This window comes from Cryptosporangium aurantiacum, from assembly GCF_900143005.1.
GTDB lineage: Bacteria > Actinomycetota > Actinomycetes > Mycobacteriales > Cryptosporangiaceae > Cryptosporangium > Cryptosporangium aurantiacum.
In genome coordinates this window covers 67,334-82,617 of sequence record NZ_FRCS01000016.1, presented here as the reverse complement: position 1 = coordinate 82,617, position 15,284 = coordinate 67,334, and the positions used below count along the sequence as shown (strand labels likewise).

Sequence of the window (15,284 nt, the reverse complement as noted above, 5' to 3'; positions counted from 1 at the left end):
GCTTCGGCGGCCGCCCCCGTGCGGTGGTGCCCTGATAATGTATAAAGTACGCGCCAACAGGAGGTGCCATGGAGCCCGAGACGATTCCGGCTGCGCTCCGGCGTGCGGCCGCCCGATGGCCGGACGAGACCGCGGTGGTCGAGGACGGCCGCCGCACCACCTGGGCCGAGCTCGCCGACCGGGCGACCGAGGTTGCCCGCGCGCTGGTCGGCAGCGGCGTCCGCCCCGGTGACCGGGTGGGCCTCTGGGCGCCGAACTCCACCGGCTGGATCGTCGCGTCGATGGGCGTCTACGCCGCCGGGGCGATCCTGGCGCCGGTCAACACCCGCTTCACCGGTGCGGAGGCCGCGCAGGCGTTACGCACCGCCGGCGCGAAGCTGCTGTTCACGGTCACGGATTTTCTGGACACCGACTATGTCCAGGCGCTGTCTGTCGACCCCGAACTTCTGGGTTCGCTCGACGTCGTCATCATGTCGGGGAAGCCGGATTCGTGGCGGGACTTTCTGGCCCGCGGAGCGGGCGTCGACCACACGCCGGCGGAAGAGGCCCTGACCGCGGACGACCCGTCGGACGTGATCTTCACGTCGGGGACCACCGGGCGCCCCAAGGGTGCGCTGCTGACGCACGGGTCGAGTACACGGACGTATCTGGCGTGGTCGGACGCCGTGGGGCTGCGCCACGGGGACCGGTACCTGGTCGTCTATCCGTTCTTCCACTGCGCGGGGCTGAAGTCGGCGGTGCTGGCGTGTGCGTTGCGCGGCGCGACGATCGTGCCGTGCCCGGTGTTCGCGGTGAACACGGTGATGAGCCTGGTCGAGAAAGAGCGCGTGACGATGCTGCCGGGGCCGCCGTCGCTGTACCAGTCGCTGCTGAACGCGGACCTGAGCGGCTACGACCGGTCCTCGCTGCGGCTGGCCGTGACCGGGGCGGCCGCGGTGCCGGTGGAGCTGGTCCGGCGGATGCGGGACGAACTGGGGTTCGCGTCGGTGGTCACCGCCTACGGGCTGACCGAGACGACGGGCACGGTCACCGCGTGCCGGCACGACGATCCGATCGAGGTCATCGCGAACACCAGCGGGCGACCGATCCCGGGCATGGCGGTGCGGATCGTCGATCGGGACGGGAAGGACGTGCAGGCCGGGGAGCCCGGCGAGGTGCTCGCGCGGGGGTTCGCGGTGATGCGCGGCTACTACGGCGACCCGGACGCGACCGCGGCGGCGATCGACGCCGACGGCTGGCTGAAGACCGGCGACATCGGCGTGCTCGACGCGGCGGGCAACCTGCGGATCACCGACCGGATCAAGGACATGTTCATCGTCGGCGGCTTCAACGCCTATCCGGCGGAGATCGAGAACGTGCTGCTCGGGCACGAGGGAGTCGCGGCGGTGGCGGTGGTGGGGGCGCCGGACGAGCGGCTCGGGGAAGTCGGGTACGCGTTCGTGGTGCCGCGCGCCGGGGCCGACCCCGGTGACCTCCTCGAGTGGTGCCGGGGGCGGATGGCCAACTACAAGGTGCCCCGCTACCTGGAGATCGTGGACGAGCTGCCGCTGAACCGCACGGGCAAGGTCGAGAAGCGGGTCCTGCGGGATCGGGTCGCGGAGGCCCTGCGATGACGAACGAGAAGGTCTACATCCACGAGTTCATCGACATCATCGGGCACCATCGCGCGGACTACATGCACCACATGACCGCGAACTGGAGCCCGATCGCCCAGGAGGAGCGCAACCAGCTCTGCTACGGGGTCTGGGGCATCGTCGGGACGACCCGCGACTGGCCGTCGGTGCTGAACCTCTGGGAGGAGGACGGCTTCGACGGGATGGCGTCCTCGTTCCGGCACGAGCTGGGCAGCACCACGCTGCAGGATCCGAAGCTCGCGAAGTGGTGGGCCGAGGCCGCCAGGTTCCGGTCGCACGGCACCGACCGGCTGCTGGTCCCGGCGCCGTGGACACGGACGATCTCCGAGCTCTGCGCGGACGGTGTGCGTGGGGAGGTCTATGCGCACGAGCAGTTCACGTGCGCGCCGGGCGGTGCGGCGGAGCTGCTCGCGCGCGCCGCCGACGCCGAACCGTTGCTGAGTGAGCACGGGTGGCAACTCGCCGGCGCGTGGGAGACCGCGATGACCGGCGACTCCGAGATCTTCCTGCTCTGGGCGATCCCGACCTGGGAGCAGTGGGCGTCCGCGGAGAAGGCGGAGCGCGCCGACACCAAGCTCGGGCGCTGGCGGCGGTCGTTCTATCCGCGCACGACCTCGGCGCACCGGTTCCTGCTGGTCGACGCCGAGCTGAGCCCGTTCCGTACCGGGCGGCAGCCGACCCGCGCTGACCGCCGCAGCGCTTGGACCGAGGAGGAATCGTGACCACTCAGCCCCACCACCCGCCCTTGGATGGTGCTTCGCGCTCCGCCCACCCGGCTGTCGACACCGGAACCTCGAACATCCCGGGGATCGTCGACGTCGATGCCCACGTCGTGGAGCCGGCCGATCTGTGGACATCGCGGTTACCGGAAAAATACAAGGACGTCGGGCCGCACATCGTCTACGCCCCGAGCGGCAAGCCGATCCTCGACGGCGGCAACTACATCGAGGCGCCGGGCACCGAGGGACCGGACGTGGCCTGGTGGTTCTACGAGGACCACCAGTACTCGATCAAGCGGCTGATCGCCGCCGCGGGCTTCCCGCCCGAGGAGATCACGATGGACGGCGTCACCTACGAGCAGATGCGCAAGGGCTGCTGGGACCCGAAGGAGCGGATCGCCGACAACGCGGCGAACGGCGTCGAGGCGCAGATGTGCTTCCCGAACTATCCCCGGTTCGCCGGGCAGCTGTTCATGCGCGGGAAGGACAAGGAGCTCGCGCTGCTGTGCGTGCGCGCCTACAACGACTGGATGGTCGAGGAGTGGTGCGCGGGGTCGGACAGCCGGCTGATCCCGCTCTGCATGGTGCCGCTCTGGGACGTGAACCTGGCGGTCGAGGAGGTCCGGCGCAACGCCGCCCGGGGCGTGCGGTCGGTGCTGTTCAGCGAGATCCCGGCCTACCTGGGGCTGCCGAGCATTCACACCGGCTACTGGGATCCGTTCTTCGCCGCCTGCGCGGAGACCGGCACGGTCGTGAGCATGCACATCGGGTCGGGCACCAAGACGCCGAACACCGGTCCCGACGCGCCGGACGCGGTCGCGTCGACGATCATCTTCGGCAACTCGATCGCCAGCCTGACCGACTTCCTGTTCTCCGGGGTCCTGCACCGGTTCCCGTCGTTGAAGCTGATGTACGCCGAGGCGCAGATCGGGTGGGTGCCGTATCTGCTCGAGCGGATCGACGACGTCTGGGAGACCCACAAGGGCTGGAGCAACTCGAAGGCCAACTGCCCGGAGCTGCCGTCGACGTACTACTTCCGTCAGGTCAGCTCCTGCTTCTTCAAGGACCGGGTGGGCATCGACCTGATCGACAAGGTCGGCGTCGACAACATCCTGTTCGAGACCGACTACCCGCACCAGGACGGGACGTGGCCGGCGTCGATCAAGGCCGCCGAGGAGCAGTTCGGCCACCTGCCGGCCGACCAGATCCGCAAAATCGCCCGCGGCAACGCAATCCGCCTCTTCAACCTGCCGCTCGCCCCGTAACCCGCGACGTCTGCGGAGGCGCTGCACACTTTGTGCCCCTCCAGGGGCACAAAGTGTGCAGCGCCTCGTCTCGTTCAGCCGAGCCCGACGATGCCCTGGGCGTTGAGGGCCGCCACCGCGTCGGCGGTGAGGCCTAGCTCGGCGCCCAGCAGCTCGGCGGTGTGCTCTCCGACGTACGGTGGCCGCTTCTCCCCGGTGTCGGGCACCGCGGAGAGCTTGACCGGGTTCCCGGCGACGAGGACGGGGTCCGGCGCGCCGTCGGGCCGGGGGATCTCCACCAGCATGCGGCGGGCCGCGACGTGCGGGTCGTGGACGACGTCCTCGGCGCGGTAACACGGCGCGGCGACCAGACCGGCGTCGGCGAGGCGCCCGGCGGCGTCGCGCATGCCGTAGCCCGCGGCCCAGTCCTCGACCGCGGGACGGATCGTGTCCGGCCACCGGTCGTGCCAGCCCCAGCCGTCGGCGAACCGCTCGTCGCCGACCCACTCCGGACGCCCCAGCAGGCGCGCCAGCCGCTCGAACTGGTGCGGCCTGCTGACCTGCAGCACGCACCAGCCGTCCCGGCAGCGGAACGACGTGAGCAGGTACGGGACGCGCGTCTCCACGTCCGGCTCGCGGCGCAGCCCCATCGACCAGAAGTTCGTGACGACGTCCGAGATCGACAGCATCGCGTCCAGCATCGCGACGTCGACGAGCTGGCCCCGGCCGGTCTGCTCGCGGTGCCGGAGAGCGGCGAGGACCCCGATGACGCCGAACAGCCCGGTGCCGGTGTCGCCGAGGCCGCCCATCGGGTTGAGCACCGGCGGCTGGTGCGGATGCCGGGCGTACTCGTAGGCGCCGCACATCGCCTCCGCGACGCTCGCGTAGGCCGGCCAGCGCGCGTACGGCGACCCCTCGACGTCGCGCCCGAACCCGGTGATGCTCAGGTACACCAGCCTGGGGTTCCGTTCGCTGACCGACTCGTACCCGAAGCCGAGCCGATCGGCGCGCCCGGGGCCGAGGTTCTCCGCGAGCACGTCGAACCGTTCGGCCAGCCCGAGGACGAGGTCGCGCCCCCGGGGGTCCTTGAGGTCGACGGCGATGCTGCGCTTACCGGATCCGTAGCGGAGGAACGTCGCACCGGCGCGGCGGCCCGACCCGTCGATCATCGCCGGCTGGGCGGCGCGACCGGACTCGCCCGCCAGCGGCTCGACCTTCACGACGTCGGCGCCGAGGCGGGCCAGCAGCTGGGTCGCGAACGGGACGGCCTGCATCTGTTCCAGCGCGAGGACGCGGACGCCGGCGAGGGGTAACGGCACCGTCATAGATAAAATATACAAGATACGCGTCAGCGAGACCGGACCTTCGCCCGTAACCGCGTCACGGTTTCCCGGAAGTACGGCTGCGCCACCGACCACTCCTGGGCGGCGAGCTCCACCGCGGCGGCGTCGGCCGGGTCGGTCAGCGACCGGGACGCCCGGAGCGTCGCCTTCGCCAGCCGCACCAGCTCGGGCGACCGCGCCGCCACCCGCTCGGCGAACGCGGTGGCCAGCGCGGGCAGTTCGGCGTCCGGGACGCAGCGCCAGGCCAGGCCGCGGGCTGCGGCTTCCGCGCCGGTGAGGCTGTCGCCGCAGAGCACCAGCGCGGCGGCGCCCTGCTCGCCGATCCGTTCGGCGAGCCGCCACAGGTGCCCGCCGCCGGGGTGGATGCCGACGTCGAGGAAGCGCGGGTCGAACCGGGCGCTCTCGCCGGCCAGGACGACGTCGCAGGCCAGCGGCAGGTTGACGCCGGCGCCGATCGCGGGCCCGCTCACCGCGGCGATCGTCGGGACCGGAGCGTCGGCGAGCGCGGTGAACCCCGCGTAGGACGCCGCCAGCGGATAGTCGCGCGCGATCAGTCCGTCGAGCGAACCACCGGCGCAGAACACCGGCGGCTCGGCGTCTAGGACCAGCGCCCGGGCCTCGTCGGCCACCAGCGCGTGGACCGCCGCCGCGAGATCGTCGCTGAGTTCGCGGCTCAGCGCGTTGCGGTGGCCGGGGTCGGCGAGCGTGAGCCGCCCGATACCGTCGTGCAAGCGCGTGCGGACCAGCGACACGGGCACCTCCGAGCAGGTCAGAGCCGTATGAGATAATGTATATATCATTGGTGGATGAGGGAGGTCCGCGATCGTCACGCGAGCAGGGGTGGGTAACCAGCAGGTCGACTTCGTTGCCGACGAGGCCGGTGGGCTGTCCCGTCCGACCAGTGCACAGCAGGTGGCCGCGCACATCCGCCGGATGATCTTCGACCAGCGGCTGCGGGCCGGGGAACGTGTTCCCCAGGACGAGATCGCCGCCGAGCTGCGGGTGAGCCGGGTGCCGGTGCGGGAGGCGGTGATCGCCCTCGACCGCGAGGGGTGGGTCACGTCGCGTCCGCACCTCGGTGCGTTCGTCAACGGGCTGGACGAGAACTCGGTCCGCGACCACTACGAGCTGCTGGGGCTGATGTACGGCCTGGCTGCGCGGCGGGCGGTCGAACGCGGGTCGGAGGACGGGATCGCGACGCTGGCGAACATCGCCAAGGACCTGCAGGCCGCGACCGAGGCGGACACGTTCTCCGCGCTCAACACCGCGTTCCTGCGGCAGCTGCTGCTGATGGCGTCGTCGCGCCGGATCACCGCGGTGGCCAGGGTGATCACCACGAACATCGTCCCGGGGAACTTCTTCGCCGAGGTGCCCGGCGTGATCCGGATCCACAAGCGGGGGATGCGGACCGTGCTCAAGGCGCTGCGCGCCGGTGACGGCCCGGGCGCGGAGGCGGCGTTCGTCGACCTGCTCCGCGCCGAGACCGACAGCGTCGTGGACCTGCTGGCCGAGCGAGGGTTGCTCTCCTAGGGCGTCCCGCGCAGCGCCGCGATCTGGGCCTCGGTGTAGCCGGCGACGTCGCGGAGCACGGCCTCGGTGTCGGCGCCGAGCGTCGGTGCCCTGGTCGGCTGCACAGCCGGTTCGTCCGGAAACCGGATCGGGTTCGGCATCATCTCGGTGCCGGTCCGTTCCACGTCCGTCCACGGCAGCCGTGCGGTGAACTGTGGATCGTCGCCCACGGTCTGCGGCGTGTTCACCGGCGCCAGCGGTACGTTCGCGGTGACGCCGAGCTCCACCCACTCCCAGGTGTCGCGTTCGGCGAACAGTTTCGTCAGCTCCCGCCGGAGCGCGACGTTGCCGACCGCGTGGTTCGCGATCTCCTGCCGGTCGTTCTCGTCGATCAAATCAGGACGACCGACGGTATGCGCGAAATTGCGCCAGAACGTGTTCTCGGACGCCATCAGCAGCACGTGCCCGTCACGAGTCGCGTACACCTGATATCGGACGCTTTCTCGCATTCCGCCGGTGCCCGGCGCCCGGCGTCGTAAGCCGTCGGCGGCGTTGCCGGTCACCTCGTTCTCCGGCCGTCGGTACGCCCGCCACCCTTCGATCCGAAGCCAGTCGAACGCCGCGGCCGCGTCCGACTGGGCGACTTCGACGCGGCTGCCGGCGCCGGTCTCCCGGGCGCGCAGCACCGCGGCGAGGATTCCGAGCGCACCGAACAGCGGCCCGGCGGTGATTCCGATAGAGGTGTGGTCGGGAATGCTCGGAAAGCCATCGGCGTCCGGTTCGGGCGTGATGAGCCCGGCCCAGGTGTCGAACGCGATCCCGTGACTGGCCAGGTCGCGCAGCGGCCCACTGGTGCCGAAGCCGCTGATCGTGGCGAACACGAGCCGGGGGTTGACCGCCCGCAGCGTCTCGAAGCCGAGCCCGCGCCGCGCCAGGCCGCCCGGCCGCATCGCTTCCACGACGACGTCCGACCGCGCGGCCAGCGCGGTGAACGCCGCCGCGCCCTCGGGGGTGCGCAGGTCCAGGACGACGCTGCGCTTTCCGCGGTTGAGGTGCAGATGCATCAGCGAGACGCCCTCGACGATCGGCCACGCCATGCCTCGCACGTAGTCGCCGCCCGGCGGTTCGACCTTGATCACCTCGGCGCCGAGGTCGGCCAGGTGCGTCGTGACCGCCGCCGGCCCCAGGATCGAGCACTCCAGAATCCGTAGGCCGGCCAGCGGGGGAGGGATTTGTGTCACTGCGTCCTCCACGAATGGATCACCAAGCGAAGCAGAATCTTCTACAGTATCGATTACGGGAGTGGATCTTCCTGTTGACCGGCGCTAGAACCGGTTCTAGTATTTCCGCCACGTTGTTCTGTGTTCGCGTTCCAATTCACACCGGACATCCGTTGTGAGTGCCGGGGCCCGAAGAATCCGACACTGGCCCCCGCGCACTGAGCTCCTCCCGCCCGTTCCGCAGTTTGTTTCTGGATCAACGGCGATCGGATGGTGTCCCCATGACTGCTGCTCCCGATCCGAGCGTGACGTCCGAACGTGAGTCGGCTCCGGTGGCCCCGCCACCGGTGCGGCCCGCGCCGGCCCCGTCGCTCGCGTCCGGAGAGCCTCCGCGATCTCGCCGGCTGCTCCGCAGCGTGCTTCTCGGTCTCGGAATCTTCTTGCTCGTCGTCGGCATTCTGTTGCCGCTCTACGTCTACCCACGAGTGGCCGTCCTCCCCGAAGACCCACAGACCGAACAGGTCCTGAAAGCGGAGAACGCCACGGTCCTGATGGCGGATCCGAGTAATCCGGCCGGTGCGAGCGTGCTCACCGGCGTCGACGTGACCGCCACGAACTTCGTGTCGGAGGCGCGTGGCGTCGACGGCAAGGGCGACAACGACGCCGTCTGGGACATCGCGACCCGGATCGAGGTCGACGGTCGTGGCCTTCTCCAGGCGCGGGTCGAGCGGCTCTCGATCGACCGGAGCACCACCGAGTCGACGAACTGCTGCGGTGACCGCCTCGTCGAGAGCGAGGAGGAGCCGGACGGGAAGCCCCTGCGCCACGAGGGCTACTACACGTTCCCGTTCGACACCCAGAAGGAGTCGTACCAGATCTGGGACGTCAACCTGCAGCGCTCGTCGACCGCCGAGTACATCGGCGAGTCCACTCGCGAGGGCATCGACGTGTACATGTTCCGCAAGGCGGTGCCGCTGCAGAAGGTCGGGTCGAGGGAGTTGCCCGGCGGCCTGTTCGGCTCGAAGGAACTCAACGTCGACGCCGAGGCGTGGTACGCGAGCACCCGCACCTACTGGATCGAGCCGAACAGCGGTGACGTGGTCGGTATCCGCGAGGAGATCACCCAGCAGTACACCGCTAACGGCCGTACGGTGACCGCGTTCGAGGCGAAGCTGGAGAGCGGCAAGCCGGCCCAGGACCGGCTGGACCAGGCGAGCGGAGCAGCGCTGGTCCTTCCGTGGCTGCGCGGTCGCGCCTCGATCGTGCTGATCCTGATCGGCCTGCTGCTGTTCGTGGCCGCCGCGCTGGTCGGACGGCCGATCCGCCGCCGCCGTACGCCGGCCCACTGAGCCGGTCATCGTGCGTCGACCTGCTCGTCTCGCAACCGCGGGACGAGCAGGTCGACGAACTCGTCGGCGATCCGGTGGATCTCGTCCAGGCTGCCGCCGCGGTAGATCGCGTGGCTCAGGCGCGAGGTGATCAGCGCCCAGAGCATCGTCGCCGCGTCCTCGGCGGACGCCGCGCCGAGCACCGCCACCTCCGCGGCCAGCGACGCCCGTGCGGTGCGACCGAACTCGGTCAGCAGCGCGCGGGCGTTCGGGTCGGCGCTGCTCTGCAGCGTCACGTGGGCACGGTAGAACTGGGGCAGGCGTCCGTAGGCGGCGATCACGCCGTGGATGCGGGCCCGCATCCGGGCTTCCGGCGTCCCGTGGTCGGCTCCGGCCACCGCGGCGGCGCCGGCCGCCCAGTCGGAGAGCACCGCGGCGTACAGGTGCTCCTTCGACGTGAAGCACCGGTAGAGCGTGCCGAGCGCCACCCCGGCGCGCTGGGCGACGTCCCGCATCTGGACGGACTCGTACTCCTGTTCCTCCAGCGCCTCTCGGGCGGCGACGAGGATGCGGCCTCGCCGCTCCGTCTGCCACGTCGTCGTCATCGCATACCTCCGGTCACGAGCGATGCGTATTGTATATTCTATTTCCGCTGCCGGGCGGTACCGGGCCGACCGGCGACGGCGAAGGAGTCGCCCGATGCGGGTGTTCACGTCCCCTGACCAACTCGAAGACGCCGTCGGCGCCGATCTGGGCGCCAGCGACTGGCTGCCGATCACCCAGGAGCGGATCGACCGGTTCGCCGACGCGACCGACGACCACCAGTGGATCCACGTCGATCCGGAGCGGGCCAAGGCCGGGCCGTTCGGTGCCCCGATCGCCCACGGCTACCTCACCGCCGCGCTGCTGCCCGCGCTGATGCGGCAGATCTACCGGGTCGAGGCGCGGATGGCGGTCAACTACGGGCTGAACAAGCTCCGGTTCCCCGCGCCGGTGCGGGTGGGGTCCTCGGTGCGTGCGGTGGTCCGGCTGGTCGAGGTCACGAAGGTCGCCGACGCCGTCCAGGTCGTGTCGACCGCCACGGTGGAGATCCGGGGCGAGACCAAACCCGCGGTGGTCGCCGAGGTCGTCGGGCGGTTCTACCTGTGAGCGCGCTCCGGGAGGCCGTGATCTGCGCGCCGCTGCGGACGCCGGTGGGACGGTACGGCGGGGTGCTCAAGGGTGTGCCGGCCGCGACCCTCGGCGCGACCGTGATCCGGGCGCTGCTCGACCGCACCGGCCTGCCGCCGGACGCCGTCGAGGACGTGATCTTCGGCCAGTGTTACCCGAGCGGGGAGGCGCCCGCGATCGGCCGGGTCGCGGCGCTCGACGCCGGGCTGCCGGTCGAGGTCGGCGGTGTGCAGGTCGACCGCCGCTGCGGCTCGGGTCTGCAGGCGGTGATCTGGGCGGCGATGCAGGTCCAGACCGGCGCTGCCGACGTCGTCCTGGCCGGCGGCGCGGAGAGCATGAGCCAGGTCGAGTTCTACTCGCCCACCGCACGCTGGGGCGCCTCCGGGGACCAGCTGGTGTTCCACGACCGGCTGGCGCGGGCCAGGGTGACCGCGGGCGGCGAACGCTTCCCGGTGCCGGACGGCATGCTGGAGACCGCGGAGAACCTACGCCGCGAGTACGGGATCTCCCGGCTCGAACAGGACGAGTACGCGCTGCGGTCGCACGAGCGGGCGGTAGCCGCGCAGAAGGACGGCCGGTTCGCCGACGAGATCGTCCCGGTGACCGTGACCGACCGGAAGGGGAACACGACCGTCGTCGAGGTCGACGAGCACCCTCGGGCCGACAGCTCGCTCGAGGGCCTCGCGCGGCTCCGGCCGGTGCTCGGCCGCAAGGACCCGGACGCGACCGTGACCGCGGGCAACGCGAGCGGTCAGAACGACGGCGCCTCGGTGTGTGCGGTAATGACCCGCGAGCAGGCCGAGCGGTGGGGCCTGCGGCCGCTGGCCCGGCTGGCGTCCTGGGCGGTGGCCGGGGTGCCGCCGGCCACGATGGGGATCGGGCCGGTGCCCGCGGTGGCGAAGACGCTCGGGCGGGCCGGGCTGGAACTGGCCGACGTCGACCTGATCGAGCTCAACGAGGCGTTCGCGAGCCAGGTGCTCGCCTGCACGCGGGCGTGGGGCTTCGGAGCGGGAGACTTCGAGCGGTTCAACGTCAACGGCTCCGGCATTTCACTGGGTCACCCGGTCGGGGCCACCGGTGGCCGGATCCTCGCCACGATGCTGCACGAACTCGACCGGCGCGGCGACCGCTACGCGCTCGAGACGATGTGCATCGGGGGCGGCCAGGGGTTGGCGGCGCTGTTCGAGCGGGTCACCTGAGAGTCACCGGACGCTTCATTTCGGCAAGGCTACATTTTGCCGAATCTGCATCAAGAAATTGGATTCTACTTATACTGGCCAGTGCCGGATTCCTACCGGCAATCGTCGAATAGCCAGCTCGGTAACGCTGACCTGTCGTGTGACTGGCGGGGCGGCTGCGAGAGGAGGTGGAAGTGCGAATCGGCTTGCTCTCGTACCGTAGCAAGACGCACTGCGGCGGCCAGGGGGTGTACGTCCGGTACTTGAGTCGCGGCCTGGTGGAGTTGGGTCACGAGGTGGAGGTGTTCTCCGGCCAACCTTATCCGGAGGACCTCGACCCCCGGGTCCGACTGACGAAGGTGCCCAGCCTCGACCTGTTCGGCGGGCCGGACTTCCCACGCCGCGTCCGGTTACGCGACTTCGGCGACCGTTACGACGTCCTCGAGTACCTGACGACCAAGACCGGCACGTTCGCCGAGCCGCTGGCGTTCAGCTACCGGATGGCCAACCTGATGCGGACGCGGGCGGCCGACTTCGACGTCCTGCACGACAACCAGTGCCTCGGTTACGGGCTGCTGACGATGCGCCGCCGCGGGATCCCGCTGGCCGCGACGATCCACCACGCGATCAGCCGCGACCGCCGCGTCGAGCTGGACGCCGCCCGGCTCCACAAGAAGTGGGGCGTCCTGCGGTGGTACGGCTTCGTACGGATGCAAGCCCGGGTGGCCCGCCGTCTCCCGGTGCTGATCGGCGTCTCGGACGTGGCGAGCGCGGATGCCATCGCGGACTTCCGGATCGATCCGGCGGCGTTCCGCGTCGTGCCGCTCGGCGTCGACACCGACGTGTTCCGGCCCGCCGACGAGCAGGGCCCCGGGCGTGTTCCCGGCCGCATCGTCGCGGTGGCCAGCGCCGACCGCCCGCTGAAGGGCGTCGCGCACCTGCTCGACGCGATGGCCAAGCTGCGCGTCGACCACGACGTCGAGCTGCAGCTGGTGTCCACGCTGGAGCCCGGCGGCGCCACCGAGCGCCGGATCGCTGAGCTGGGGCTCCGCGACGCGGTCACGGTCCGCACCGGCCTGACCGACGCCGAGCTCGCGGCGCTGCTGGCGTCCGCCGAGGTGATGTGCGTGCCGTCGCTCTACGAGGGCTTCTCGTTGCCGACCGTCGAGGCGCTGGCCTGCGGCACCCCGGTCGTGGCGAGCCGCGCCGGCGCGTTACCCGAGGTCGTCGGGGATGCCGGCGTGCTGGTCGAACCAGGCGACGCGGGGTCGCTGGTCACCGCGATCGACGCGCTGCTGCGGTCGCCCGCCGAGCGGGCCCGGCTGAGCGCGGCCGGGCGGGCCAGGGCGGAGGAGCGATTCAGTTGGACGTCGGTGGCGCGCGCGACGGTGGCGGCCTACGAGGACGCGATCGCGGCCGCGCGCGCCCCGGAACCCGCGTTGCTCGCGACCGCCGGACAGGAGGCCTGACGTGCTGACCGTGGACTTCGACCGGCTGCGGGTGGGCCGCCGGACCCGATTCATCGACGTCGGCGCCGGCGGCGGGAGGCACTCGTTCGAGGCGCTCCGCCGGGGCGCCGAGGTAACCGCTTACGACCTGGACGAGGTCGAGCTCAAGAGCGTCGCGGAGATGTTCGACGCGATGGCGGAGGCCGGCGAGGTGCCGCCCGGCGGCTCCGGCCAGGTCCAGGCGGGCGACGTCCTGGCGATGCCCTACGCGGACGGCCACTTCGACGTCGTGCTCGCCTCGGAGATCCTGGAACACGTTCCCGAGGACGACGCCGCGATCGCCGAGCTGGTGCGCATCCTGGCCCCCGGAGGGACGCTCGCGGTCACCGTCCCGCGCTGGCTGCCGGAGCGGATCTGCTGGGCGCTCTCCGACGAGTACCACGCGAACGAGGGCGGCCACATCCGGATCTACCGGGCCGACGAGCTGGAGTCCAAGCTGGTCGGCGCCGGGCTGGTGGCCACCCACAAGCACCACGCGCACGCGCTGCACTCGCCGTACTGGTGGCTCAAGTGCGCGGTCGGCCCGAACCGGCCGAAGCACCCGGCGGTGGACGCGTACCACCGGCTGCTGGTCTGGGACCTGATGAGCAAGCCCGCGGCGACCCGGGTCGCCGAGCGGGTGCTCGACCCGTTCATCGGCAAGAGCGTCGCGCTCTACTTCACCAAGCCGGTGGCCTCGTGAGCGGGGAGATACCGGCGCTCGACGGCGTCCTCTCCGCTGACGAGTGCCTGCTGACGGCCAAGGCGATCGCGTCGGTCCAGCAGGAGTCCGGCGCGCTGCCGTGGTTCCCCGGCGGCCACACCGACCCGTGGGACCACATCCAGAGCGCGATGGGGCTGACCGCGGCCGGGTTCACCACCGAGGCCGAGGCCGCGTACGACTGGTGCCGCCGGGCGCAGCGCGCGGACGGGTCGTGGGCGGCGAAGTACGTGGGGGAGGACGTCGTCGACGCGAGCACCGACGCGAACTTCTGCGCGTACGTCGCGACCGGCGTCTGGCATCACTGGACGGTCACCGGCGACCGGGCGTTCGTCGATCGGATGTGGCCGGTCGTCCGGCGGGCGATCGGGGCGGTGCTGCCGCTGCAGGCGCCCGGCGGGGAGATCCGCTGGAAGCGCGAGCCGTCCGGCGCCGTCCGCAGCGAGATCCTGCTCACCGGCAACGCCAGCATGCACCTGAGCCTGCGCTGCGCGGTCGCGCTCGCCGAGCTGGTCGGCGAGCTGGAGCCGGAGTGGGAGCTCGCCGCCGCCCGGCTCCGCCACGCGCTGGACGAGCACCCGGAGCGGTTCGCCGACAAGAGCCGCTACTCGATGGACTGGTACTACCCGATCCTCGGTGGTGCGCTCGCCCCGGACGTCGCCGAGGCCCGGCTGACCAGCCGCTGGGACGACTTCGTGGTGCCGGGGCTCGGCATCCGCTGCGTCGCCGACCAGCCCTGGGTCACCGGCGCGGAGACCTGCGAGCTGGTGCTGGCCCTGGACGCGGTCGGCAGGCGCGACGACGCGCTCGAGCAGCTGGCGGCGATGCAGCACCTCCGGCACACCGACGGCTCGTACTGGACCGGGTACGTCTACCCGGACGCCGAGCGCTGGCCGGTCGAGCAGACCGCCTGGACCGCCGCGACCGTCATACTGGCCACCGACGCGCTGTCCCGCACCACGCCGGGCAGCGGACTGTTCCGCGGTGAGGGCCTCGCAGCGGGCGCCCTCGCCGCAGCCCTGGAGGGAACCTGCTCATGCCCAGCGACCCGGTGACCGCGTTTCCCGGCTACCTCGCCGACCTGGCCGAGTCGGTCAAGGGGTTCATGCCTCCGGACGAGGGGCTCGCGCTGCACGCGGCCGCGCTGGCCCACCTCGGGGACGGCGTCGCGGTGGAGATCGGCACGTACTGCGGCAAGTCCAGCATCTACCTGGGGCACGCCGCGACGGTCACCGGCGGCACCGTGGTCACGATCGACCACCACCGCGGCTCCGAGGAGCACCAGATCGGCTGGGAGTACCACGACACGACGCTGGCCGACGCGGACGGGCGGCTCGACACGCTCCCCGAGCTGCGCCGGACGCTGGCCGCCGCACGGCTGGAGGACGTCGTGACGCCGATCGTCGGGCGTTCGGTGGACGTGGCCCGCTGGTGGCGTCACCCGATCGACGTGCTGTTCATCGACGGCGGGCACACCGACGAAGCGGCCAGGACCGACCTGCACGGCTGGGCGCCGTGGGTCAGGGCCGGGGGTGCGCTGGTGATCCACGACGTGTTCCCGAACCCGGCCGATGGCGGCCAGGCCCCCTACCGGATCTACCGCGAGGCCCTCGACGGTGGGGAGTTCGTCGAGGTGAGCGTCACCGGTTCGCTGCGGGTCCTGGAACGCGTCCGGACGACGCCCCGGCTGGCCACGGTGGGGCAGGACGCCGCGGCGACGGTCCGCTGAGC

At 71.3% G+C, this 15,284-nt stretch carries 14 protein-coding genes and 1 pseudogene; 11 read left to right on the top strand and 4 right to left on the bottom strand.

The features are described from left to right. Positions 1-68 precede the first annotated feature (68 nt). Genes BUB75_RS35490 through BUB75_RS35480 form a run of 3 tightly spaced genes read left to right on the top strand, consistent with a single transcriptional unit; the run spans position 69 to position 3,618 of the window. The gene (locus BUB75_RS35490; protein ID WP_073263631.1) at positions 69-1,613 is read left to right on the top strand and encodes a FadD3 family acyl-CoA ligase; all 1,545 of its coding nucleotides are present in this window, start codon (positions 69-71) and stop codon (positions 1,611-1,613) included. Beyond that, a complete protein-coding gene (locus tag BUB75_RS35485; protein ID WP_073263629.1) occupies positions 1,610-2,356 on the top strand; it encodes an NIPSNAP family containing protein in 747 nt (248 codons plus the stop codon). The genes BUB75_RS35490 and BUB75_RS35485 overlap by 4 nt, the downstream gene beginning before the upstream one ends. Before the next feature lie 23 nt (positions 2,357-2,379). Then, positions 2,380-3,618, top strand: a complete 1,239-nt coding sequence (locus BUB75_RS35480; RefSeq protein ID WP_073263627.1) for an amidohydrolase family protein — start codon at positions 2,380-2,382, stop codon at positions 3,616-3,618. A gap of 74 nt (positions 3,619-3,692) precedes the next feature. Here BUB75_RS35480 and BUB75_RS35475 read toward each other — a convergent pair whose 3' ends face one another. Both BUB75_RS35475 and BUB75_RS35470 read right to left on the bottom strand, forming a co-directional pair. Then, on the bottom strand, positions 3,693-4,922 hold the full coding sequence (locus tag BUB75_RS35475) for a CaiB/BaiF CoA transferase family protein (RefSeq protein ID WP_073263625.1): 1,230 nt from the start codon (positions 4,920-4,922) through the stop codon (positions 3,693-3,695). Between the two features lie 23 nt (positions 4,923-4,945). Then, entirely contained in the window at positions 4,946-5,692 is a 747-nt protein-coding gene (locus BUB75_RS35470; protein ID WP_218617966.1) for an enoyl-CoA hydratase-related protein, read from the bottom strand. An 88-nt stretch (positions 5,693-5,780) separates the two neighbouring features. On the opposite strand from BUB75_RS35470, the gene BUB75_RS35465 reads away from it, so the two are divergent. Then, positions 5,781-6,470, top strand: coding sequence for a GntR family transcriptional regulator (locus tag BUB75_RS35465; RefSeq protein ID WP_218617965.1), 690 nt, complete (start codon positions 5,781-5,783; stop codon positions 6,468-6,470). On the opposite strand, the gene BUB75_RS35460 is transcribed toward BUB75_RS35465, so the two are convergent. Further along, positions 6,467-7,690 (bottom strand): CaiB/BaiF CoA transferase family protein, encoded by a 1,224-nt coding sequence (locus tag BUB75_RS35460; protein ID WP_073263621.1) that lies wholly within the window; start codon positions 7,688-7,690, stop codon positions 6,467-6,469. The two genes, BUB75_RS35465 and BUB75_RS35460, sit on opposite strands and share 4 nt — an antisense overlap. A gap of 260 nt (positions 7,691-7,950) precedes the next feature. Here BUB75_RS35460 and pgfA point away from each other — a divergent pair, with 260 nt between their 5' ends. Next, entirely contained in the window at positions 7,951-9,018 is a 1,068-nt protein-coding gene (pgfA, locus tag BUB75_RS35455) for a cell envelope lipid trafficking protein PgfA (protein ID WP_084742115.1), read from the top strand. A 5-nt stretch (positions 9,019-9,023) separates the two neighbouring features. Here pgfA and BUB75_RS35450 read toward each other — a convergent pair whose 3' ends face one another. Then, positions 9,024-9,602, bottom strand: coding sequence for a TetR/AcrR family transcriptional regulator (locus tag BUB75_RS35450; RefSeq protein ID WP_073263618.1), 579 nt, complete (start codon positions 9,600-9,602; stop codon positions 9,024-9,026). Between the two features lie 94 nt (positions 9,603-9,696). Here BUB75_RS35450 and BUB75_RS35445 point away from each other — a divergent pair, with 94 nt between their 5' ends. From BUB75_RS35445 to BUB75_RS35420, 6 genes and pseudogenes are all read left to right on the top strand, one after another. Further along, positions 9,697-10,146, top strand: coding sequence for a MaoC family dehydratase (locus BUB75_RS35445; protein WP_073263616.1), 450 nt, complete (start codon positions 9,697-9,699; stop codon positions 10,144-10,146). Beyond that, positions 10,143-11,366, top strand: a complete 1,224-nt coding sequence (locus tag BUB75_RS35440; protein WP_073263615.1) for an acetyl-CoA C-acetyltransferase — start codon at positions 10,143-10,145, stop codon at positions 11,364-11,366. The genes BUB75_RS35445 and BUB75_RS35440 overlap by 4 nt, the downstream gene beginning before the upstream one ends. A 173-nt stretch (positions 11,367-11,539) precedes the next feature. Next, the gene (locus tag BUB75_RS35435) at positions 11,540-12,814 is read left to right on the top strand and encodes a glycosyltransferase family 4 protein (protein WP_073263614.1); all 1,275 of its coding nucleotides are present in this window, start codon (positions 11,540-11,542) and stop codon (positions 12,812-12,814) included. Continuing rightward, a pseudogene (locus BUB75_RS35430) lies at positions 12,780-13,535 on the top strand (class I SAM-dependent methyltransferase); the annotation flags it as partial. The gene BUB75_RS35435 and the pseudogene BUB75_RS35430, both read left to right, overlap by 35 nt. Beyond that, complete coding sequence (locus BUB75_RS35425) at positions 13,532-14,608, top strand: glucosidase family protein (RefSeq protein WP_073263609.1); 1,077 nt, start codon at positions 13,532-13,534, stop codon at positions 14,606-14,608. The pseudogene BUB75_RS35430 and the gene BUB75_RS35425, both read left to right, overlap by 4 nt. Continuing rightward, positions 14,590-15,282: a class I SAM-dependent methyltransferase gene (locus BUB75_RS35420; protein WP_073263607.1), complete on the top strand. Its 693-nt coding sequence runs from the start codon at positions 14,590-14,592 to the stop codon at positions 15,280-15,282. Before BUB75_RS35425 ends, BUB75_RS35420 begins: the two co-directional genes overlap by 19 nt. Positions 15,283-15,284: the final 2 nt, after the last annotated feature.